General features: G+C 63.8%; 21 protein-coding genes and 1 tRNA gene. 17 read left to right on the top strand and 5 right to left on the bottom strand.

The genetic code is table 11. From position 1 onward, the window contains the following. Window positions 1-43 precede the first annotated feature (43 nt). From AAGD32_03035 to AAGD32_03070, 8 genes are all read left to right on the top strand, one after another. Window positions 44-3,079 carry a DEAD/DEAH box helicase gene (locus AAGD32_03035; protein ID MEM8873212.1) on the top strand — a complete coding sequence of 1,012 codons (3,036 nt, stop codon included), beginning with the start codon at window positions 44-46 and terminating at the stop codon, window positions 3,077-3,079. Next, on the top strand, window positions 3,079-3,270 hold the full coding sequence (locus tag AAGD32_03040) for a hypothetical protein (protein MEM8873213.1): 192 nt from the start codon (window positions 3,079-3,081) through the stop codon (window positions 3,268-3,270). Before AAGD32_03035 ends, AAGD32_03040 begins: the two co-directional genes overlap by 1 nt. 39 nt (window positions 3,271-3,309) lie before the next feature. Beyond that, a tRNA-Pro gene (locus tag AAGD32_03045) sits at window positions 3,310-3,383 on the top strand. A gap of 87 nt (window positions 3,384-3,470) precedes the next feature. Beyond that, entirely contained in the window at window positions 3,471-3,974 is a 504-nt protein-coding gene (locus tag AAGD32_03050) for a ClbS/DfsB family four-helix bundle protein (protein MEM8873214.1), read from the top strand. 127 nt (window positions 3,975-4,101) lie between these two features. Continuing rightward, complete coding sequence (locus AAGD32_03055) at window positions 4,102-4,803, top strand: VOC family protein (protein ID MEM8873215.1); 702 nt, start codon at window positions 4,102-4,104, stop codon at window positions 4,801-4,803. Window positions 4,804-4,897: 94 nt separating this feature from the next. Beyond that, window positions 4,898-6,865, top strand: coding sequence for a fructose-bisphosphatase class III (locus AAGD32_03060; protein ID MEM8873216.1), 1,968 nt, complete (start codon window positions 4,898-4,900; stop codon window positions 6,863-6,865). 94 nt (window positions 6,866-6,959) lie between these two features. Then, entirely contained in the window at window positions 6,960-7,436 is a 477-nt protein-coding gene (locus tag AAGD32_03065) for a hypothetical protein (GenBank protein MEM8873217.1), read from the top strand. 46 nt (window positions 7,437-7,482) lie between these two features. After that, on the top strand, window positions 7,483-8,421 hold the full coding sequence (locus AAGD32_03070; protein ID MEM8873218.1) for a prohibitin family protein: 939 nt from the start codon (window positions 7,483-7,485) through the stop codon (window positions 8,419-8,421). Between the two features lie 19 nt (window positions 8,422-8,440). Here AAGD32_03070 and AAGD32_03075 read toward each other — a convergent pair whose 3' ends face one another. Then, the gene (locus AAGD32_03075) at window positions 8,441-10,765 is read right to left on the bottom strand and encodes a tetratricopeptide repeat protein (GenBank protein MEM8873219.1); all 2,325 of its coding nucleotides are present in this window, start codon (window positions 10,763-10,765) and stop codon (window positions 8,441-8,443) included. Window positions 10,766-10,862: 97 nt separating this feature from the next. Here AAGD32_03075 and AAGD32_03080 point away from each other — a divergent pair, with 97 nt between their 5' ends. Next, on the top strand, window positions 10,863-12,482 hold the full coding sequence (locus AAGD32_03080) for a 2Fe-2S iron-sulfur cluster-binding protein (protein MEM8873220.1): 1,620 nt from the start codon (window positions 10,863-10,865) through the stop codon (window positions 12,480-12,482). A 199-nt stretch (window positions 12,483-12,681) separates the two neighbouring features. On the opposite strand, the gene AAGD32_03085 is transcribed toward AAGD32_03080, so the two are convergent. After that, window positions 12,682-13,104 carry a YHS domain-containing (seleno)protein gene (locus AAGD32_03085; GenBank protein ID MEM8873221.1) on the bottom strand — a complete coding sequence of 141 codons (423 nt, stop codon included), beginning with the start codon at window positions 13,102-13,104 and terminating at the stop codon, window positions 12,682-12,684. Window positions 13,105-13,752: 648 nt separating this feature from the next. On the opposite strand from AAGD32_03085, the gene pth reads away from it, so the two are divergent. The 6 genes from pth to AAGD32_03115 all read left to right on the top strand — a co-directional run bounded on the left by pth (window position 13,753) and on the right by AAGD32_03115 (window position 17,066). Further along, complete coding sequence (gene pth / locus AAGD32_03090; GenBank protein MEM8873222.1) at window positions 13,753-14,346, top strand: aminoacyl-tRNA hydrolase; 594 nt, start codon at window positions 13,753-13,755, stop codon at window positions 14,344-14,346. Between the two features lie 161 nt (window positions 14,347-14,507). After that, window positions 14,508-14,978, top strand: a complete 471-nt coding sequence (gene rpsF, locus AAGD32_03095; GenBank protein ID MEM8873223.1) for a 30S ribosomal protein S6 — start codon at window positions 14,508-14,510, stop codon at window positions 14,976-14,978. A 27-nt stretch (window positions 14,979-15,005) separates the two neighbouring features. Further along, entirely contained in the window at window positions 15,006-15,539 is a 534-nt protein-coding gene (ssb, locus tag AAGD32_03100; protein ID MEM8873224.1) for a single-stranded DNA-binding protein, read from the top strand. A gap of 78 nt (window positions 15,540-15,617) precedes the next feature. Beyond that, entirely contained in the window at window positions 15,618-16,208 is a 591-nt protein-coding gene (rplI, locus tag AAGD32_03105) for a 50S ribosomal protein L9 (protein ID MEM8873225.1), read from the top strand. Beyond that, window positions 16,171-16,647 (top strand): hypothetical protein, encoded by a 477-nt coding sequence (locus tag AAGD32_03110; protein MEM8873226.1) that lies wholly within the window; start codon window positions 16,171-16,173, stop codon window positions 16,645-16,647. Before rplI ends, AAGD32_03110 begins: the two co-directional genes overlap by 38 nt. Beyond that, entirely contained in the window at window positions 16,644-17,066 is a 423-nt protein-coding gene (locus tag AAGD32_03115; GenBank protein ID MEM8873227.1) for an ATP-binding protein, read from the top strand. Before AAGD32_03110 ends, AAGD32_03115 begins: the two co-directional genes overlap by 4 nt. A gap of 30 nt (window positions 17,067-17,096) precedes the next feature. Here the strand turns inward: AAGD32_03115 and AAGD32_03120 are convergent, their stop codons facing one another. Beyond that, window positions 17,097-19,100 carry an aldo/keto reductase gene (locus AAGD32_03120; GenBank protein ID MEM8873228.1) on the bottom strand — a complete coding sequence of 668 codons (2,004 nt, stop codon included), beginning with the start codon at window positions 19,098-19,100 and terminating at the stop codon, window positions 17,097-17,099. 40 nt (window positions 19,101-19,140) lie between these two features. On the opposite strand from AAGD32_03120, the gene AAGD32_03125 reads away from it, so the two are divergent. Then, on the top strand, window positions 19,141-19,662 hold the full coding sequence (locus AAGD32_03125) for a shikimate kinase (GenBank protein ID MEM8873229.1): 522 nt from the start codon (window positions 19,141-19,143) through the stop codon (window positions 19,660-19,662). 9 nt (window positions 19,663-19,671) lie between these two features. Beyond that, on the top strand, window positions 19,672-20,160 hold the full coding sequence (gene purE / locus AAGD32_03130) for a 5-(carboxyamino)imidazole ribonucleotide mutase (protein ID MEM8873230.1): 489 nt from the start codon (window positions 19,672-19,674) through the stop codon (window positions 20,158-20,160). A gap of 7 nt (window positions 20,161-20,167) precedes the next feature. Here the strand turns inward: purE and AAGD32_03135 are convergent, their stop codons facing one another. Both AAGD32_03135 and AAGD32_03140 read right to left on the bottom strand, forming a co-directional pair. Next, window positions 20,168-21,376, bottom strand: a complete 1,209-nt coding sequence (locus AAGD32_03135) for a PilT/PilU family type 4a pilus ATPase (protein ID MEM8873231.1) — start codon at window positions 21,374-21,376, stop codon at window positions 20,168-20,170. Between the two features lie 91 nt (window positions 21,377-21,467). Further along, the gene (locus tag AAGD32_03140) at window positions 21,468-22,760 is read right to left on the bottom strand and encodes an MFS transporter (GenBank protein MEM8873232.1); all 1,293 of its coding nucleotides are present in this window, start codon (window positions 22,758-22,760) and stop codon (window positions 21,468-21,470) included. Window positions 22,761-22,762 lie beyond the last annotated feature (2 nt).

Consider the following 22,762-nt stretch of genomic DNA (forward strand, 5'->3'; position numbering starts at 1 on the left):
GCGATTGCCCATGACACCAGATACTGGAAGGGACACCGCGAGGGTGCACGATTTTCTTGAGGACATCCGAGAGTCGGACGCCGCCCAAACCCCGTCCGACGGACCGGCGTCCAAGCCGGAACCCACACCGGACTCCGAGCGGGCCACCGCCGAACCACAGCCGGAACTGATGTGGCGGAACGGCCACCTGCACCTCGACGACCGCGTGCTGGACCCGACGCAAACCCTGCTTGAGCTTTCTGACGAGAAAGCGGCCACCGAGCAAGGCGAGCGGGCCGTATGGGCAACGCTGGCCCGGTTCGTGCGACGGTGCATCGACCGCGAGCAGGTGTTTCCCACGCTGCTCCGCAAGAGCGAGATCCAGCGCAGCCTCAGCGGTGTCGAGTCGACGATCTTCAAGTACACCGCCGCCTGGCGCCTGCTCCTGGCCGATCGGCGTGAGGTCGAAGCGCTCGCCGAGCTCGCCGACGGGCTGCCGGGGGATCAGAAGCGCAACCTCGCGCACCTCGAAGACTTCCTGGCCCAGATCGCCGACGCGGAGGTGCGCCGCCGGCTGGCCGAGACACCGTTCTTCTTCTCCAAGCGTGGCGTTCACGCCAAGGCCGAGGAGGACGGGGCGGACGTCGAGACCAAGTGGATGAGCGCGCTGCTCCGACCGGCCGACGGCGACCTGCTGGTCCGCGGCTTGCCGCAACAGTTGGAGAAACTCTGGAGCGACCTCAACGCATGGAGCGCGCACCTCGGCGGGCGCGGCGGGCAGGCCGGCGGGTACCGCTTGGGCATCACGCTCACCGAACCCCCGGCCGACCTGACAGACGCCGACGCCGCCCAGGCCGAAGCGACCGGCATCAAGCTCTGGCACCTCGCGCTGCACCTCACGCCCATCGACGGCGACGGTGACGCGACCGACAATCCGATCCCCGCCCAAGAAATCTGGGACGCTCCGGGCGCGACGCTCGGCGTGCTGGGCCGCGACATCCGCCATCGCCGCGAGACGCTCATGAACGAGCTGGCCCGCGCCTCCGCCGCCGCCGAGACGTTCACGCCCTTCGCCCACGCCATTCAGCCGGGTAAGCAGCCGGCGAGCATCCCGCTCACCACCGGCGAGGCGTTCACGTTCCTGCGCGACGTCGCCATCCAGCTGCGCGGGCTGCACTACGACATCGACCTGCCCAAGTGGGCCGAGCCGGATCAACGTTCGTTCGAGATGGTCATGGACCTGGTGCCGGCCGACGACGAGTGGGACGACAGCGAGTTCTACGCACAGCAGGGTCAAGCCGGCGGCGTCGATGCGCAAACGTCTTCGGTCGGCTTACAGACGCTCATGCGATTCGACTGGAAGGTGGCTGTTGGCGGGCAGCAGCTCTCGCCGGCGGAGTTCGACGCGCTGGTCAACAAGCAGCGCCCGCTGGTCAAGCACGGCGACCGGTGGATCGAGATCGACCCCGAGGCGGTCCAGCAGGCCGCGGAAATGCTCGAAGCCACGCCCGCCGGCAACGTCACGCTCGGTCAAGCGCTCGGCAGTGCCTACCGCTTCGGCGACCGGGCCAACGTCTCGCTCGTCGGCTCCGGCTGGATCGGCCGACTCCTCGAACAGTCACCCACCGCCAAGCGCGAGGACCTCCCGCAACCCGAGGGCTTCCTCGGCACCCTCCGCCCCTACCAGCTCAAGGGCTTCCAGTGGCTCGTGTTCCTGCGCGACCTGGGCCTGGGCGGCTGCCTCGCCGACGACATGGGCCTGGGCAAAACCATCCAGCTCACCTCGCTGCTCCAGCACGAGAAGAACACGCTCAAGAACATCGCGCCCACGTTGCTGTTCGCGCCGACGTCGGTGGTGGGCAACTGGCACCGCGAGCTGCAACGCTTCGCCCCGACACTCAAGGTCCACGTCCACCAAGGCCCCGACCGCCACCACGGCAAGGACTTCGTCGATGCCGTCCACGGCAAGGATGTCGTGCTCACGAGCTACGCCCTGGCCCACCGCGACATCGAGGACCTCAACCAGGTCCAGTGGCACCGCATCGCGCTCGACGAAGCACAAAAAATCAAGAACCCCGCCGCCGCCGGCAGCAAGGCGATCCGCTCGCTACGCGCCCCGCACCGCGTGGCCCTCACCGGTACGCCGATCGAGAACCACCTCACCGAGTTGTGGTCGATCATGGACATGCTCAACCCCGGGCTGCTCGGAACACGGACCGAGTTCCGTCAGCGGTTCGGCGCGAGCGTCGAGAAGCAGAAGGACGCCGCGGCGGCCGAGCGCCTTCGCAAGCTCATCCGGCCGTTCGTGCTGCGACGTCAGAAGACCGACCCGGAGATCGCCGCGAGCCTGCCCGAGAAGATGGAGATGAAAACCTTCTGCCCGCTCACCGGCGAGCAGGCGGCCATCTACCAGCAACTCACCGGCGACATGCTCGGCCAAATCGACAACGCCCAGGGCATCCGCCGACGCGGCCTGATCCTCGCCATCCTCACCCGACTCAAGCAGGTCTGTGACCATCCCTCGCTCGTCCTCAAGGACGGCGACGGCAAGCTTGAGCGCTCCGGCAAGTGCGAACGCCTCATCGACATGCTCGAGGAGGTTCGCGACGAGGGCGAGTCGGCGCTGGTCTTTACCCAGTACCGCGAGATGGGCGACATGCTCGTGCCGCTGCTGGAGAAGAAGCTGGGCGTGAAGGTTCACTTCCTCCATGGCGGCGTGCCGCAGCCCAAGCGTGAGGAAATGGTCATCGAGTTCCAGAAGGCCGAGGAGCCGCAGGTGTTCCTGCTCTCGCTGCGGGCCGGCGGGCTGGGACTGAACCTCACCGCCGCCTCGCACGTCTTCCACTTCGACCGCTGGTGGAACCCCGCCGTGGAGAACCAGGCCACCGACCGCGCCCACCGCATCGGCCAGACCAAGACCGTACAGGTCCACAAGTTCATCACCCTCGGCACCGTCGAGGAACGCATCGACAAACTCCTCGAAGACAAACGCGCCCTGGCCGAGAACATCGTCGGCACCGGCGACGACTGGCTAACCGACCTCTCCACGCAGGAGCTGCGTGACTACCTGAGCCTCGACACCTCCGCGATCAGCGACTGATGCAGACCGAAAAAGTTCAATCCGCCCTCGACGCTCTTGAGCAGCTTCCCGAAGAAGGTGCCGAGCCCGCGCTCGACACCCTCGGCCGCCTGCCCATCGGCAAGACCAAGTTCCCCGTCCTGGGCTTCATGGCAACGGTGTACGAGGAGATGGTCAAAACCGACGAGCAACGGGCCGAGGATAACGAGTAAGTGGGCAGGTGCCCGAACCCGGGGTATACTGCCGGTCCACGGGCTGTAGCGCAGCTTGGTAGCGCGCTTCACTGGGGGTGAAGAGGTCGCAGGTTCGAATCCTGTCAGCCCGACTTTCGACTCGATTTTTTTGATCACCTTGGCATTTGCACGCCGGACATCCAGCATGCACTTCTCGGTGCACGAGCTAATCTGCACAGGTGAAGTACGCGTCCAAAAGCCAGTTGATCAACGCGATCGAAGACGAGCACGCGAAGTTGCTTTCGATCGTGGAGTCGATCCCCAAGCGACGGTTTACAGAGGCCGATGTCTGGGGTGATGGTTGGAATGCGAAAGACCTTCTGATTCACCTGGCCGTCTGGGAACAGATGTTCCTCCGGTGGTACAACGACGAACTCGAAGGACGCGAACCCCAGGTACCCGACAAGGACTATCGCTGGCGAGATACGCCGGAACTCAACCGGGCCATCCAGCGCCGCCACAAGCGGCAGTCGGTCGCCACGACGCTTACCAATTTCGCCAGATCCTACGAGGAAATCCTCCACACAGCCCGGAGCATCCCGGAAGCCGACCTGCTCACCGTTGGCCGATTCGACTGGACCGGAACGAGCACGCTCGCCAGCTATCTCGGAGCAAACTCCGCCAGTCATTACCGGTTCGCCTCGCGCGTACTTCGCCGTTGGCTACGGACGACGAAAACCTGATGTCATTCCAGGACTACAAACTGACCTTGCTCAACTACGTCTCGCAGCAGCATTCCGACGTCGATTCGGTCGTGGCAAACGCCGAGGATGTTTGCTTTCCGGGCTTCGCCGATCGAACCTACAGGCCATGCGTAGCCCTTTTTTCCATGGTGTGGGTGGCGTCGTCAGCGCGGACATCGCGGTCCCGGAGCATGAGCGTGAACTCGACTTCTACCGCCGGGTTCTCACCACGGGCTCTGCACCATTGTGGCGCGACGACCTGACCAACAACCAAGGGATGCCGGTCATCGGTCTGGGGTTCCGTACGCCGGAGTACGAGGTGCTGCCGTTGCAGTGGTTTCCTCACTTTCAGGTGGCTGATGTCGCGACCAGCGCCGCGCGGGCCGTCGAGCTGGGTGGCCGGGAGCTGATGCACGGCCGAGATGACGATGGGCAAAGCCAATGGGCGGGTCTGGTCGATCCCGGCGGTGCGGCGTTCGGTGTGATCCCCGTCGTCGACGAGCCATCGCCAGACCCGGGTCAACTCGGCGACATCGGTCACATCGCCCGGGTCGCGCTTTTGGCCGAAGACGTTGCGTCGATGTCATCGTTTTACGAACAGGTCGTCGGGCTGGCGGCCGACACGGCGGAGATTGCAGCATCGGATGAGTTCAAGTCGGGCATTGGGTCAGTCTGGTTGATCCACCTGCCCGTCGACAACTTCGCGGAGAGCCTGCGGCAAGTCGACGAAGGTGGCGGTGAGGTCGTTTGGCAACCCACCGACGAAGAACGTGCCGTGATTCGTGACCCGGTCGGTGTTTACTTCGCCTTGACGGCTCGGTCGTCGTGATCAGCGGTCAGAACGAGATCGCGCGGAGCCGCTCAAATCTGCTGTTTGCTCCCTGCTTTTGCCATGTTGGTCGGGCACGCCTCTTATGGGCCGGATGAGCGCCTCGGACCAACGACCCTACGACCAGGACTACGAACTGGCCCTACTGCAGTATCTCTCGCAGCAGTACCCCGACGTCGACTCGGCGATGGCGGAGATCGCGCGGCTCTCGGCGGTCTGCACGCTGCCCAAGGGGACCGTTCACGTCATCAGCGACATCCACGGTGAAGACAAGAAACTTCGCCACGTCATCAACAACGCCTCGGGCACCTTGCGGCCGCTCATCGAGAAACTCTTCGCGGACAGGCTTAGTGCCGGCGACTTCCAGGAGTTTCTGACACTGACGTTCTACCCGGCCGAGATGACCGCGACGCTCGACCGGAAGCTGACCGACAAAACCGAGCGTCGGGCGTTCGTCCTGCGGACGCTACGGTTGCAACTGGAACTGGCACGCACACTGGCGACGGGGTACAGCCTCAAGCGTGCGCTGCAAGTGTTCCCCGTGGCGTACCGCGAACTGCTCATGGAGATGATGCAGGAGCCGACCACCGGCCGGGACGCGAGCTTTCTCCGGGCGATCGTCGACGAGTTGGTTGAACGCGGCAAGGGACTCGAACTCGTCCACGTCACCGGCCGGCTCGTCCGCAACCTCGCGATCTACGAGCTGATCATCAACGGCGATTGCTGGGATCGCGGTCCGCGTGGCGATCGGGTCATGGACTACCTCGCGCAACAGCCGAACGTGAAGTTCGTCTGGGGCAACCACGACGTGACCTGGCTCGGGGCGGCGCTCGGGCACGACGCGCTGATCTGCATGTGCATTCGTGTGTCGCTGCGCTACCGCCGACTCGGACAGCTCGACGAGGGTTACTCCATTCCGCTCACGCCGTTGGACCACCTGGTGCGGACCGTTTACGACGGCGATCCGGCCGAGCGGTTCCACCCCAAGGCCGACGGCATGCGGCCCAAGTGGCTCGTGGGTCGCATGCAGAAGGCCATCGCCATCATGCAGTTCAAGCTCGAGGGGCAGATGATCGCCCGCCATCCCGAGTGGGGCATGGACGACCGCCGACTGCTGGACAAGATCGACAAGGACGCCGGCACCATCACGCTCGACGGCAAGACCTACCCGCTACGCGATACCCACCTGCCCACGCTCGATCACGACGATCCGTACGCGCTGACTGCCGAGGAACAGTTCTGCCTCGACCGCATACGCAACAGCTTCGAATCCAGCCAACACCTGCAGGATCATGTGAGGTATCTCGTCTCCCACGGGAGCATGTACCGCATTCGCGACGACCACCTGATCTTCCACGGCTGCATCCCGTGCGACGCGGAAGGAAACTTCCTGCCGATGAGTGTCGACGGCAAGGAGCACTGGGGCCGGGCGATGTTCGACGCGATCGACCGAGTGGTGCTGCGAACGGTGGAGCATCGCGCGCCGGCGGACTTGGACTTTCTCTGGTACCTGTGGAACGGCCCGCGGTCGCCGCTGTTCGGTAAGGATCGCATCACCACGTTCGAGCGCGACTTCATTGAGGACAAGGCCACTCACCACGAGGAGAAAAATGCATACTTCGACCTCATCCACGACGCGCACTTCTGCGAGAAGGTGCTCAAGGCGTTTGACGTCGACCCGCAATGCGGCTTGATCGTCAACGGCCACGTCCCGGTGAAGATCGAGGCCGGCGAATCACCGCTCAAGGACAGCGGCAAGGCCATCACCATCGACGGCGCTTTCAGCGAAGCCTATGGCGACCACGGCTACACCCTCGTGCTCGAACCCGAGCGCACCGTGCTCGCCAAGCACCACCACTTCGAGTCTGTCGAGGCCGCCATTCGCGATGGCGTCGACATCGTCCCGCAGGTCACGCCCGTCAAGCAGTGGGACCCGATCCGTCGCATGGGCGACACCGAGCGCGGCCGACAGTTTGCCAGCGAAATCAGGATGCTCGAACGGTTGATCGAAGCCTACCGCCGCAACGACATCCGCCCGCCGACCGACGGGCGAACGCTGTAGCCGAGCCCTGCGGCAACCCGCCACACGAGGCGTCGTGTCGCATCAATCCGAGTGAGGCAATGCGTACCGTTTCGCCGTTCCGACGGAGAACGGCATGACGATCACCACCCTGGACCATCACATCGCCGCGTTCATGCGGCGTACCGGACTCGACACGCTGCGCTTGTCGCTGGCGGTGATCTTCATCTGGTTCGGCATTCTCAAACCATTGGGCATGTCGCCGGCCGAGCCGTTGGTGTTGCAAACCGTCGAGTGGATGCCGGTCCTCTCGCCGGTCGGCTGGCTGCACGTCATCGGCTGGTGGGAAGTGCTCATCGGCGTGTTGTTCCTCTTCCGCCCGACACTGCGGATCGCGATCGGCCTGCTCGCGATGCAGATGGTCGGCACGTTCATGCCGCTGGTCGCGCTGCCGGAAGTTACCTTTCAGCCGGGTCGATTTCCCTACGGCCTCACGATGGAAGGCCAGTACATCGTGAAAAACCTGCTCATCATCTCCGCGGCCCTGGTCATCGGCGGCACCGTCGCCACCCGCGCGCCGGCCGAGCCGTCAAAAGATCGCCCCGGTTTCTAATGCATTGCAGGTGGTCAACCCCGCCCGAGCGGCGGACAATGTGGGCATGAGCAACCCACAGATCGACCTGTCCAACGTGAATCCCAAGAAGGCCATCGCCGGCATCATCACGGTTGTCGTGCTGCTGGTGCTCATCTTCGTCGGGCTCAAGAGCTACAAGTCCGTCCCCGCCGGCCACGTCGCCGTCGCCACGCTCTTCGGCAAACCCGTCGAGCAAGAGTTCAACGCCGGCCTGCAATTCCCCGTCAACCCGCTGTATGAGTGGATCGAGTACGACGTCCGCGAGAAGACCCACAAGGAAGAGGCCAGCGTCCCCAGCCAGGATCAGCTCACCACCGACATCGACGTGAGCGTCCAGTACAACATCGTCGGCGACCAAGCATCACGCATCCTCACCGAGACCGGCACCGCCGAAGACGCGGTGACCGTCCACCTGATCCCGAAACTGCGCAGCCTCATGCGTGAGCAGGGCAAAACCGTTGTGCGGGCAGAAGAGTTCTTCCAACCCGAGACCCAAGAGAGGCTCACACGCGATATCCAAAGCAAGCTACAGGAATACCTCGAGCCCAAGGGCGTGAACGTGCAGGCGGTGCTGCTGCGTGACTTCCGCCTGCCCCCGAGCATCCTCGCCAACGTCGAGCTCAAGAAGCAGGCCGAGCAGAAGGTCGAACAGGAGCGCGCCGAGCTCGAACAGGTCAAGGTCCAGGCCCAGCAGAAGGTCGAGCAAGCCAAGGCCGAGCGCGAAGCCGCCGAGCAGGAAGCCGAACGCCGCAAGCTCATCGCCGACGCTCAGGCCTACGAGATCCAGAAGATCAACGAAGCGATCGCCAACAACCCGGCGTACATCCAACTCGAGTCGCTCAAAGCCCTCCAAGCCATCAGCAGCGACCCCGCCGCCAAGCTCTACTTCCTCAACGGCGACAGCCCGCAGCCGCTACCGCTGATGAACCTGGGCAGCGAAAACCCAATCACGGGCGGGCGGTGAAAAGCAACAGTTAACCGCCTCACTCCGAACCCAAAAACTCAAAGACCCCGGCGTCGTGCAACCGCCGAGAAATCTCCTTGCGATCAAATTCCATGGCCAACATGCAGCCGATCCAGTTGTTGCACCCGGCTTGAAGATTCGGAAATGCCCGCCCGACGGACCGGCTGAGCTGGACCAACCCCACCACGCACCGCCGATACAGCGGCTCCGCGGACGAAAGGTCGCCTTGGGATTCCAACAGACCCGCCAGATTGTTGACGCTGGTGAGCGTGCCCGGGTGCTCTGGGCCAAGCACACGTTCACGAGCCTCCAACGCACGGCGGTACAGCGGCTCCGCGGACGAAAGGTCGCCTTGGGATTCCAACAGCCCCGCCAGATTGTTGACGCTGGCGAGCGTGTTCGGATGCTCCGGGCCAAACACACGTTCACGGGCCTCGACTGCGCGACGAGAAAGCGGCTCCGCGACGGCGTAATCGCCTTGGGCGTCCGCCAGGCAATCCAGTTGATTCAGCAGCAGCATCGCGGGCTCTCGGGGGGTGCCACGGGCCATGGCGGCCTCGGTGGCGTGGGGAGCGAGGTCGCCGAGGCGAGGCCAGTTATCGGGGTGTTCCGGATCACCGGTAAACTGTTCATTGATCCAGCGCAGGGCGAGATCGAGCGGGTCGCCGTCGGGGGTTGGTGTGTCTTCACCTACGCCTTGGCGTCGGCGGGTGACTTCCTGGATCAGCCGGGGAACGGTGAATGTCTCGCCGTCGCTGGGGATGTCCGCGAGGCAGAACTCGGCCAACTCCGCCAAGGCGTCGCGTACCTCGCTCAAGCGCTCGGCGAGATCGTCCGGCACCTTCTCCGTCATCGACATCGGGATCGGGTCGGCCGCATACCAGGCGAGAACATCGAGCAACAGTTTGGCCTCCTCGCCGAGTTCGTCGACGCTGGTTTGCCAAGCGGTGAGCAGTTCGTGCTGATAGGCACCCTTGTAGGCGTTGGGCCATTGGGTGACTTTCGCGTCATTGGCCTGGAAGCGGCGTAAGTAGGCGGCGTAATCGGTGTACCTGTGCGAGACAAAAGCGCGAGCGAGGTACAAACCGCTGCTGAGGTAGCCCATCGCCTCAGCCACCGTTTTCGCCTCGTCTTCTTCGTTGGGCGTGCGAATGCGGTGGCTGCCATGCGTGTCCAGCAGCAGATCAACGGCCGCCTGCATCGTCAGAATCTCCACCGGCACCGTCTCCACGAAATCCTGCCATTCAGCGAGCCGGGTGGTGAGCACGACTTGCCCGCCGACAAGCTGATTGAGCAAGCCGTTGAACAGAGCGTGCCGGGTTTCGGAGCGGTCGACGTTGTCGATAACCATGAGCCAACGAGTGTCATCGCGGTTAAGCCAGTTGAGAACTTCTTTGAGTTTGTCAGCTTGCTTGGCGGTGTCGTCTGCGAGCTTCAGGACCCCGTTGAGGTCGGCGAGTTGGCTCTGGAGATGGACAGCGGGGTCGATGACGGAGGCGTCGTCGGTCGGGCCGGGTTCGGCGGAGACGAACAGCAGCGCGTCGTAGTCATTCTGATACCGCCAGGCGAATTCGATGGCCGCGCGGGTCTTGCCCACCCCGCCGGTCCCGTAGAGCGCAACCGGCTGACCAGTCCCCAGGCGGTCCGAGAGTTCGTCCATGAGCCCGCCCCGGCCCTTGAAAATCTGGCCGATTGACTGGTGCAGCAAGTTCTGCAGGATGCCGAGCCGGGCCTCGGCGATCTTCCCCGCGGCGCCGAGCTCGGTGATGACGTCGAGACATAGCTTGTTCGGGTCCGAAAACTCGCTGGCATAAACGGCCGCGATCTGCGCGAGGCGGTCAAGGTGTGCCTGCTGCCGTTCCGCCTCGGCGAGGTCGGCCGTGAATCCGGGCGTGCGCGGGGCTGCGGCGGTGGCGCGGTGGCGGACGAGGTGCTTGCCGTGATGCAAGGCAAGGTACGCCTCCCACTGGGTATAGCTGATGTTTTCCCAACCGGCCGCATCCAGTGCGGCCCGAAGCTCGGTCCGCGCGTCGAGCAGCGTCGGGTATTTCTGACGCAACACACTTACCTCGTCAGCGGTCGGACACGCACCGGTTGCGTCTCCGATCAGGTGGACTACCGCCTTGCAGCGCTGAATCTTCTCATCGAGGAGTTCGAGCGTCGAACTGGGGCCATCGACGAACTGCTCCTGAAAATCCGCGTCAGCGCCGCGCATCTTCAGTTGCTTGTCGAGGAGCGTCCGGTACGAGCCGCAGGAGGGTTCGGAAGTCGGATCATCGGGCCTGGCGCGGTGGAACTCTCTCGATACACAACTCAGAAAGATGTCACCGCTGGCCCCTGACATAAGCGACAGCATAACAACACCCACCCAGGCTGCCCCCCGCGTCCTTTGAAACTGATCGCCGTGAATCTCACGCCCGACTCCCTATCATGCTCTCGCAATGCCCAGCATCACCGTTGACGGTAAACAGATCGAGGCCCAGGACGGGCAGATGATTCTTCAGGCGTGCCTCGACCATGGCATCGAGCTGCCGCACTACTGCTATCACCCGGGGCTCACGATCGTGGCGTCGTGCCGGATCTGCCTCGCGGAAGTCGAGGGCATTCCGAAGCTGGTGCCGACGTGCCAGACGCCGGTGCGTGAGGGGATGGTCGTTCACACGCAATCGCCGCGGTCGGTGGCCAACCAGAAGTCGGTCATGGAGTACCTGCTGGTGAACCACCCGCTGGACTGCCCGGTGTGTGACCAGGCGGGTGAGTGTCTGCTGCAGGACTACTCCTACGAGTACGGCCGATCCGGCTCGCGCTTCGAGGAAGACAAGGCCAAGCAGCCCAAGAAGATTGTCGGCGACAACGTCCTGCTCTACGGCGACCGCTGCATCATGTGTACCCGCTGCGTCCGCTTCACCCGCGAGATCGCCGGGACGTCGGAGCTCTACGTCAACGGCCGCGGCCACACCGAGCAGATCGACATCTTCCCCGGCAAGCCGCTCAACAACAAACTGTCGGTCAACGTCGTCGACCTCTGCCCCGTCGGTGCGTTGCTCGATCGCGACTTCCTGTTCAAGCAACGCGTCTGGATGCTCAAGAGCAGCCCGAGCATCAGCCCCGTCGACGCCGGCGGCGAGAACATTTACCTCCAGCACAACGACGGCGTCATCTACCGCGTCAAGCCGCGCTTCAACCCCGACGTCAACGACTGGTGGATCAGCGACGACACGCGTCACAGCTACAAGGCCCCCTTCAGCGACGACCGCCTCGTCGAAGCCCACGCGCCCGACGAAACCAACATCCCCACGCCCGTCCACATCGAGACCGCCGTCGACGCCGCCGAGCTCAAGCTCAAGGAAATCGGCTCCGGCTTGTTCGGCGTCCTGTCGCCGATGATGACCTGCGAAGAGGCGTACCTGCTCGGCACCTACCTCTGCGGCATCGACCCCGACGCGACGCTCGTCATGGGCCCGGCCCCGGTCGACCCGCAGGGCGATCACGTCTTCCACAACGCGCTGACCAAGGAAGAGACCTTCCGCATCCACGCCGAGAAGGTGCCGAATCGAAAGGGCATCGAGCGCGTCATGAACATCCTCGGCGGCAACCGCCTCGCTTGGGACGAGTTCATCAAACGCAGCGGTGACGACTACAAGGCCGGCGTGGTTGTCGGTGGCTACCTCTCCGACTGGATCGGTGCCGAGCTGGCCGGCGTGCTGGACAAGCCGTTCACGGTCGTGCTCGACATCCTGCCCAACGCGCTGACCCGCCGGGCCGACATCCTGATCCCGAGTGCGGCGTGGTGCGAGAAGGCCGGCTGCTGGGAGAACCACGCCGGGCTCATCCAACCCTTCGAGCCCGCCATCGCCCCGCCCGCCGGTGCGAAGGTCGACGGCGACGTGCTGCTCGACATGCTCAACCGCGACGGCAAGTACGACGCCGCCGCGATCCGCACCGAACTCGCCGAGCACGACGACGCGTTCAACAACCTGCACATCGCCAAGCCCGAGCACGACCTGCCGATGCCCGCCGGCAGTATGGATGAAGAGATGTATGAGTTCGTCGAGGTATAGGCAGGTCGCTGGTGCTGCCCAAACGATGCCAAGCGAACAGCAAAACGGGCGATTAATCGAAACACCCCGGCCTATCCGGCCGGGGTGTTTCGATTGACTGATATCACATCGGTCCGTGTTGCTATTCGATCTCTGCAGCAGGCACTTCGCGAATATTCGGCCAGTTTTCTTCAGCCGCCGCAAGATGGCCGGCCTGATGCTAATTGAATACCTCGGCGATTTGGTCATTGAGATTCAGATACAGCTTGCCGTCAATGATCGCCCAAGTGTGGGGGTCGGCATTGAACTTGCGACCGATCGCCACGCCATAAGCGCAATAACCGCCATACTGCGGGAGATACTTTTCCGGATCCGCGTCAAAGAGGGCTTTGTGTTTCTCACTGACGAACCAGTAAGTTGCTCCGTCATGAGTAGAGGCGATTTGGAAATTGCCTTTCTTCGGCTCGCCCATTTCGGAATAAGCAACAGGGTCGTAGCCGTTGATAGCCACACCGGTCTTGTCGGTGTTCACGGCCTCGGTCGACTCCGCCGCGGGTTGGGTAGTGGGTTCTGCGGTGGCAACCGTGCCATAACCAATCGTCAGTCCTGCTAGGATCACGCTCGTGCAAAGAATCTTGTTCATCGAAAAAACTCCGGGAAGTAGATGTTTTTCCCGTCAGGTGTGTGAGTTGCCACCGCAGGACGGGACTGCTTGGGCAAGGTAGATTACGAGGTATTCGGGCAAGCTAGTACTTCAGCTCGCGCTCAAGGCAATCGCGTATCTTCGCCACTATGAGTTTCGATCGCAAAGTGTCCAACACTCAGTAGATGCATCTCAGCGTTGGGAATATCCCGCTGGAACGCCAACGGGGTCGGGCGTGTAAGTCATCTTCGCTCGTGCCTGATCACGACTGCTTCAAACACCCTCGGTGGCTCGGACTCTTAGAAGTAAAGATACTGTGTGTAAAATGCGCCATTGATTTTGGGAAATGATTCCGTGAGGCTTCTCCGGCCGCTAACGACCGTACCGCAGTTCCTTCGGTACTTCATCTGCCTGTTTGCGAGATTTGCGTGCCCGTCCGTGACAAAAACCCAGACTCAGAATTTCCTAGGCACGCGCGCGTACATAACAAGAAAATTAACACATCGAAAATACTATTCTTGCATATTCGCTTTGGCATACGACTTGAGCCGAGTGCGTCTGCCCTAAACTCGCCGCATGTGGTCGCGAATCTTCAGCTCGAAGCGATTGCCACCGGAGCAGGTGCCTAAAACGCGGGAGTTGCCGGCCATGACCACCAAGCTCGTCGTCGGCCTCGGCAATCCTGGGCCGGAGTACGCCAAGACCCGACACAACGTCGGCTTCTGGGCGATCGACTCCCTCTGCGAGCGGCTCGGCTTCGGCGATTTCGACCGGATGGCCAAGACGAAGTTCAACGGGCTCATCGCCGACACGACGGTCGATACTGCCGGCGGCATGTGCAAGCTGTTGTTGCTCAAGCCGATGACGTACATGAACCGCAGCGGTGACGCGGTCGGGGCAGCGCTTCGCTTTTACAAGCTCGAGCCGGCCGATCTCGTGGTGGTGGTCGACGAGATGCAGATACCCACCGGCCGGATCAAGCTCGGGGCCGAGGGCTCCCACGGCGGCCACAACGGTCTGCGGGACATCCAGGCCAAGCTCGGCACCAAGGCGTATCCCCGCCTACGGATCGGCGTGGACCGCCCGCCCGCCGGGTTCGTGCAGTCGGATTACGTGCTTGGAAAGCCGACGAAAGAGCAGAAAGCCGCCATGGACGAGGCCGTCGTCAAGGCCGCCGCGGCGTGCGTGAGCTGGGCGGACGTGGGCTTGGAGAAGACGATGTCGGTTTACAACGCGAAGTGATCGCGGCCCGGCATGGCCACTCAAGTGGCCATGCCCGCGGGTTGTCGACTTCCCCATTCGGCCGCGCCTAGACTGCTGACCCGACAATCGAAACCCCTCCGCCGATCGACGGGACGATCGGCAGCGAAACCCCTTTTCCGCTTCCACGGAGCTTCCCACTCATGTCAGCCACTGCAACCGAACTGCGCCAGTACGAAGCGATGTTCCTCTTCGGAACCGCCGCCGGCGCGAACCTCGACAACGCCATGAAGATCGTCACCGAGCTGGTGACCAAGCATGGCGGCGAAATCCTCGTCCTCAAGAAGTTCGACGAACGCCGCTTGGCTTACGAGATCAAGAAGAACAAGCGTGGTTTGTACATGCTGTGCTACTACAAGGGCGAGCCGAGTTCGGTTGCCGCGATCACGCGTGACGTGAACCTCGGCTCGGACGTGCTCCGGTTGCTGATCGTCGACGCGTCGCACCTGACGGTCGAGGAAATGGAAGCCGTCGAGGCCCAGAAGTACGAGCCGGCCTCCGAAGAGCGTCGCCGCCCCCGCCCGACCGAAGGTGCCCCGGCCGATGGCGACAGCAACTCCGACGGTGCCGACGCCGAGCAGCCTCAGGAAGCCGCCACGGTCGGCGACGAGTAAACCCATCTCCCTCGGACCGGAGTCTCCATGGCAAGTCTGAACAAGGTCATGCTCATCGGCAACCTCACCCGGGATCCGGAGATGCGGTACACCCAGAGCAACATGGCGATCTGCAAGCTCGGACTCGCCGTCAACGACTCTTGGAAATCCAAGGACGGGCAGACGCAGGAACGCACCCTGTTCATCGACTGCACGGCCTTCGGCAAGACCGGCGAGATCATCAATCAGTACATGTCCAAGGGTCGCCCCATCTTCATTGAGGGTTCGCTCCGCCTCGATCAATGGGAAGACAAGCAGTCGGGCCAAAAGCGGTCCAAGCACGAGGTCATCATCGACAACTTCCAGTTCCTAGGCGGTCGTGACGACAACCAAGGCGGTGGTGGAGGCGGAGGAGGCGGTGGCTACGGCCGTGGCAATCAAGGCGGAAACCAGGGCGGCAACGGTGGCGGCTACGCCTCTCGCCAACAACCCGCCCGCCAGCAACAGCCGCCCCAGGACGACGCTCCCGCCCCGTTCAACGACGACGATCAGCAGTTCAACGAAGACGACATTCCGTTTTAGTTCTTGGCCGTTCGTTCTTGCCCCTCCGTGAGAAACCTGGGACGAGAAACAAGCGACGAAGGACAAAGGACCATCCCCATGCCCAAGAAAATCAAGAAGCAGCCCAAAACCGTCAAGCTCCTGCTCAACGAGAGCGTCAAGTCGCTCGGACGGGTCGGCGATGTCGTCGAAGTGTCGCCCGGTTATGCCCGCAACTACCTCGTCCCGCATCACATCGCGGTGCAACCGACCAAGACGAACCTTGAGCGTGTCGAGGAGAAGCGTCAGGAAGTGCTCCGCCAGGAAGCCGAGCTGCGTGAACAACGGGCCGCGATGCTCGAGAAGATGGAAGGCTTGGAAATCGCGCTGGAGCGCCGGGCCAACGAGATGGGCCACCTGTTCGGCTCGGTGACCGCGAGCGATGTCGCCGCCGAACTCAAGACGCAGGACTACGCGATCGAGGCCGAGGACGTGAACCTTCTGGGCCGCATCGACGAGGTCGGCCGCTACGACGTGGAGATCCGCTTCGCCGACGACCTGAAGAAGTCCATCCGCGTGTACGTCGCTCCTGACCCGGACAGCAAGGCCGCGATGGAAGAATACGAGGCCGAGAAGAAGGCCCGCGAGGAAGCCGAGAAAGAAGCCCAAGAGCGTGCCGCCGCGGCCGCCGCTGAAGCGGCCAACGCTTGAACAGCCTGCTCGCAGTGGCTGCAAACACCCGCGTGACGACGAAGTCCTCACGCGGGTGTTTGCGTTGTGCCTCTCCGACCGGCTCGACATCGGCAAACGCTCCGCCCATGATGCACGGGTGCATCGCGTCGCCCTGCTGTTCTTGCTCTTTGCCGGCTGTCTCCCGCGGGGCGAACTGTCGATCAAGGCCGAGGATCCGTCTCGGAAGATTCCCGCGATCACCCGGGCGACCGACGCCGACGCCGCGGCTTTGTTCGACGCGTTGAGCCACGAGGATGCGGCCGTCCGCCTCGCCGCGATCCAAGTCCTGCGTGAGCAGACCGGTGCCGATTTCGGTTACGAATACTGGCGGCCTCCCGAGCAACGTCGCCCCGCGCTCGAACGCTGGCGCGATCACCTCGGACTCACGCCGTCCACCCAGCCGAACCCGATCCGATGAGCGACCTCGAAGACACGCACGCGCAGCTGCAGATCGAAAGCAACGCCAAGGCGATCGCCGGCGTTCGCAAGCGCGCCGAGGCGATGGCCAGCGCGGCGGGCTACGACGAGCGGACCGTCGGCGAGATCGGCCTGTGCATCAACGAAGCCCTCGCCAACGTCATCCGCCACGCCTATCACAACGTCCCGGGCCAACCGATCGTGATCACGCTCGATGTCGATGAGAGTCGCTTCCAAACCGTGATCCGCGACTGGGGAAGTGGCGACCTGCCCGACCCCAACGCCGACCACGTCCGGGACCAGTTCGCCCCCGGCGGCCTCGGCCTGCTGTGCCTGCGCCGCCTCATGGATGAAGTTCGCTACCAACTCCAACCCGACGGAATGAAATTGACGATGCGACGAGAGAAAAACCCCGCATGACGAAACAGCCTTTACAGCATGCGAAATTCGTCACTCGTCATTCAAGTCCAGCCACTTCATCTCCGCTTCGGTAAGTGTCACGCCCAACGCCGTTACGCTGCTGCGTAGCTCGCGGAGGTTGCGCGGGCCGATCAGGGCATAGCTCTCGAACGGCCGGCCCAACACCCAGGCGGCGGCGACGTTGATCGGGCTCACGCCCTTCTTCTCCGCCAGTTCGAACGCACGCCGACGACGCTCGAGGTTGTCCTCGCTCACCCAGCAACGCTTCAACTCCGGTTCGTCCAGATCGCGATCCGGCACGAAGAAGCCGCGGGCTTGGCTGCTCCATGAAAGGTTCGCGATGCCCGACTCCGCGAGGTAGTTTGCCCAATCGTCACCCCTGGCGGTGAGACAACCGTCCCACATCGGCACGATCAGATCGGCCAGCGAGAGGTTGTTGCTCACCACGCGGAACGGACGCCGGCCATTCGTCGCGGCGTACTCGTTCGCCGCTTTCACGCGGTCAAGCGACCAGTTGCTCGCGCCATACACGGTCATCCGCCCTTCTCCGGCCAACTCGTCCAGCACGTCGACCAGTTCACCGACGGGAAGGTCTTCGTTGTCGCGGTGGAGCATGTAGATGTCGGCGTGGTCGGTTTGCAACCAGTCCAACTGCTGCTCAAGCTGTCGCCGGATGTCCTTCGGATAACAGAACGGCGTGTGTCCGCCTTTGCTGATGAGCACGGTGTCTTCTCGGACACCGCGGCTTTTGATCCACGCACCTAGTTGCAGCGAGTTTTGCCGACCGTAGATGTGGGCCGTGTCGAACGCGTTGCCACCGATCGCCCAGTACACGTCGAACACCGCGGCGGCATCGGCGAAGCTCGGCTGGTTGTCGACGCCCATCACGAGCCGGGTCATCGGCTTGTCGAGCCCGACGATCTTCCCGGTCGGAATGCGGTCGCCATGTGTGACGGTGGTCGGCTCGACGTTGTCGATTTGCTCGAACGGGTACTTCAGGCCGATCTTGCGCCGCCAGGCGTCGAGGGTCTTCATGTTGCCGAGCGTGTCGGTGGTTGATTGGGCCGGGTGCGGCGGGCAGCCGTCGTTATCGATCGCTGCGGCGAAGATGTCGGCCTCATGGGCGTAGAGCGGCTTGGTGCTGGTCACGTCGACGGCACGTTCGCCGTCCTTGGTGTGGACGATGATCGTTTCGGTGCCGCCGTCGCGGGCGGGGATGAACGGGTTGTCGAGGTGAATCCAACCGTGAGTGCCTTGGATGCGCACGCCGTTGCGGCCGGCCATGCGCACGCCGGTGCGGAGCTGCGCGAGGATGTCAGGCTTGTCGCCGCCATCGAACTTCAGCATACCGATGGCGTACTCGTCGACGCCGCTCGCGCCGATGTGACCGAACCCCTGCACGTCGACCGGGTCGGCAAAAGGCTTGTCGTTCGCCACGCCGGCGATGAGCCGGGAGATCGACACGGTGTACGCCCCGACGTCGAGGATGCCACCGCCGGCGAGGTCGGGGTTCATCAGGCGGTGCGTCGGATCGCTCGGCCCGCGAAAGCTGAACGCCGCGTCGATGACCTGCACGTCGCCGATCTCCCCGCCACGAATGAGGTCCACGAGCTTTTCGACCAGCGGATGGCAGCGGTACATGAACGCTTCCACCAGCGTCACGCCCGCCTGCTCGGCCGCATCGACCAACCGCATCGAGTCGCCGTGGTTGGGCGTAAGAGGTTTTTCGCAGAGCACATGCTTACCGCTGGCAATCGTCTTGAGCCCGAACTCCAGGTGCGAGTTGTGCGGGGTCGCGATGTAGACCGCGTCGCACGCATCGGACTCGAGCAGCGCTTCGTAGGAACCGAAAGCCTGAACGCCGTCGCCGAACTCCTTGGCGAACGCTTCGGCCTTCTCGAGCGATCGGCTCGCAACCGCGGTGAGGACGCCCGTGTCGGACTTGGGCAAGTGTCCGGCGAAGGCTTTGGCGATGTTGCCGGTCGCAAGAATTCCCCAACGCAGTTTGTCCGTGCTCGTCTGACTTGTGCTCATCGTCCGACAGGGTAGTCACGCCGCCGGCTACACTTTCGGGATGGCCCTGCCCAAAGTTCTGTCCCTGATCGGCATGCCCGGCAGCGGGAAGTCGACCATCGCCGGCATCCTCACCGACCGGTTCGACATGCCGCTGATCGACGTCGACACGGTCATCAAGCAGCGTCACGACGACACGCCGCTGGGCGACATCCTCAAGCAACTCGGCCGAGAGACGTTTCTCGACGCCGAGGCCGACGCGGTGCGATCGCTGCGGCCGACATCGGCGATCATCGCGCCGGGCGGAAGCGTGATCTACCGCGCCGATGCCATGGCACACCTGACCCGGCTCGGGCCGGTGGTGTATCTCGAACTCTCGCTCGACGAACTCACCCCGCGGCTGGGCGACCTGGCGGCGCGCGGCGTCGCCGGCAACGAGGGCGGCCTGCCCGCACTTTACGCCGAGCGGACCCCGCTGTACGCCAAGTTCGCCACGCACACCGTCAGCGCCGCCGGCACCGATCCGCAGGCCACCGCCAATGCCGTGGTCGCGGCCATCGCGGACGCCGTCGCCACCGGCTAACCTGCGGGCATGCAATCCCCCCGCGTCGGCATCGTCATGGGCAGCAAGTCCGACTGGGACACGATGGCCCACGCCCACGAAACCCTCAACAAGCTCGACGTGCCGCACGAGTGCCAGGTCGTCAGCGCCCACCGCACGCCGAAGAAGCTTTACGATTACGCCGAGTCTGCACGCGGGCGCGGTATCCAGGTCATCATCGCCGGTGCCGGCGGCGCGGCCCACCTGCCCGGCATGCTCGCGGCGATGACGTCGGTCCCGGTGCTCGGCGTGCCAGTGCAATCCAAAGCACTCTCGGGCATGGACTCGCTGCTGAGCATCGTGCAAATGCCCGCAGGCATCCCAGTCGGCACCCTCGCCATCGGCCGCGCCGGCGCGACCAACGCCGCCCTGTTCGCCGCCGCCATCCTCGCGGGCACCGACGACGACTTGCGCGAACGCCTCGACGCCTACCGCGCCGAGCAAACCCAAGGCGCCGACGTGCCGCTGCCAGTCGATTGATGTTGTGTCATCGCAACCGCGTGTCGCTGTTGCCGATGCCGCGTAGGGCCATGTTCAATGCGTCGACGTTGCTGGCCAGACGCTTGGCTTCGTTGACGTCGATGATCTGCTTCTGGAACAACTCGGTGAGGTGTTGGTCGAAGCTCTGGCTGCCGGCTTCCTTGTTGCCGACCGTGCCCTTGAGCTTCTCGAACTCGCCTTCGAGAATGTACTTGCGCACCAGCGGCGTCGCCTGCATGATCTCGACGACCGGCACGCGACCCTTGCCGTCGCGCCGCTTGGCGAGGCGCTGACACACCACCGACACGAGGTTCGTCGCGAGCTGCGTCTGCATCAGCTCGCGTTGGTTCGGGTCGAAGAGCGACACCACACGCTCGATCGTCATTGGCGCGTTGGTCGCGTGGACGGTGGTGAAGACGAGGTGACCGGTGTCCGCCGCCCGCAGCGCGGTCGACAGGCTGAACGTGTCACGGATCTCACCCACAAGCAGCACGTCTGGGTCCTGACGCATCGCGGCACGAAGCGCATGGCCATAGCTCTCGGTGTCGGAGCCAACCTCGACCTGGGACACGAGTGATTTCTTGTCCTCGTGCTGGAACTCGATCGGGTCTTCGACGGTGATGATGCGTTCGTTGCGGGTGCGGTTGATCTTGCCGATGACCGCCGCGAGGGACGTCGACTTACCCGAGCCGGTCGTGCCCGAGACGAGGATCAAGCCGCGGTGGACGTCGGAGAGATTCTCGATCTGCGACGGAAGGTTCAGGTCCTCGAAGTTGGGGATCTTTGTCACGATCCGCCGCATGACGATCGCGAGCTCGCCGCGACTGTGAAAGGTCGCCACGCGGAAGCGGGCCGTCCCGTCGGGCAAGGCGTAGCTCGTGTCGCAAGAGCCGAGCTCGTGCAGGTTCTTGATCTTCTCTTCCTCGGTGACCAGCTGCTTGACATACTGCTCCATCAAGTCGTTTTCCATCTCGTCGACGTCGAGGAAGCGAGCGCGGCCGTCGATGCGCATCATCGGCGTGCTGCCGGTCTGCAGGTGGATGTCGGAGGCACCGAGCTTGATGGAGGTCTTGAGGAACTTCTCCAGCGTGTAGCGGCGTGAGGAATGCTCCTCGACATGTACCTCTTGCACGTCAGCCCCGCGATCAATGCCGGCGGAGGTTTTCTCGAGTTCGTCAATCGAAACGCCGGCGACACTGCCTGCTGCACTGGACATCGTGGGGCTCCTGCTGGAAATCAAATCGTGGGACTGCGACGGTCAAGGAACGATGGTAGCGAACAGACTCGGCCGGGCACACCACAAGAACTCACGCCGCGACCGGCTCGGGGGTGGCCGGTTCGGGGAGGCTGCGCATGCGAGTGCGGAGAATGAGCAACCATGCGAGCGCAACGACCATCACGGCTATCGCGATCACGAACGGGGCGAACATGGCCAGGTCGAACGCGGCACCGGCGATGAGCGGGCCGATGACGCGGGCGAGACTCGCCGCGCCGTTGTAGACGCCGTAGGCGGTGCCCTGGCGGGCGTCGTCGGCGTAGCGGCTGAGCAGGCCGGCACTGGCAACGGTGTGGATCGACCGCCCGGTCGCCCCGCAAACACCGGCGACGCCGAGCAACCAGAGCACCGGCAGTGCGGTCGTGCCGGTGTAGGCGAGCAGGCCGAGAATCACGATCGCCGGCCCGGCGATGATCAGGTTCCACTCGCCGAACGCGTCGACCAAGCGCCCGATGAGTCCGCCCTGGATCAGCACGATCACTAGGCCCACGAGGCCGAAGAAATAGCCGACCTGTGCCTCGCTGAACCCGAACGCACGCTCATCCGCCAGCAGCAACGACGCCACCGGCTCGACCATCACGAATGCGAGCATCGCCGTGAACCACGCACCGATCAGTGGCCCGGTCGAGCGATCCGACAGCACCCGCGTCACCGACTTGAACGAGAGGCTGTTGTCTGAGTCGACGTGCTTGGCCGGCTCGCGCAGGACAGCCGCGGCGAGGATCGCCGAGCCGAACGTGAACCCTGCCGCCGCGAACGCCGGTGCGCTCACGGCGACCCACTGGCTGAGCAATCCGCCCAACGCCGGGCCGATGACGAACCCGATGCCGAAGCTCGCGCCGATGAGCCCGAGCGCACGACTACGCGCCCCCGGATCGCCGCGCGAGACGTCGGCGATGTACGCCTGGGCCGCCCCGACGTTGCCCGCCGTGAACCCGTCGATGATCCGCGAGAGGAAGATGACCCAATACCCGTAGATCGGCACCGACCACTCGGTCAGCAGCGCCCAACCGAGCAGCACGTACCCCGCGCACGAACCGAGTTGCGAGACGATCAGCACCGGCCGCCGCCCGATCTTGTCCGAGAGCGCCCCGAGCAACGGTGACGCGATCAACTGGCAGATCGAATACACCGAGAACAACAACCCGACGCCAAAGCCGCTGTCCCAATACCGCTCGGCGAACAACGGCAACTGCGGGATAATGATGCCGAAGCCGATGTGCCCCGAGAGCGTCACGGCAAACAGCGTCGCCATCGCCCGCTTGTCGAGTTTGACCCGCGCCGGCTGCTGTTCGTACTCGAGATCGACGGTCGGACGCTGCAAGG

The organism is Planctomycetota bacterium (assembly GCA_039182125.1).
Classification (GTDB): Bacteria; Planctomycetota; Phycisphaerae; order Tepidisphaerales; family Tepidisphaeraceae; genus JBCDCH01.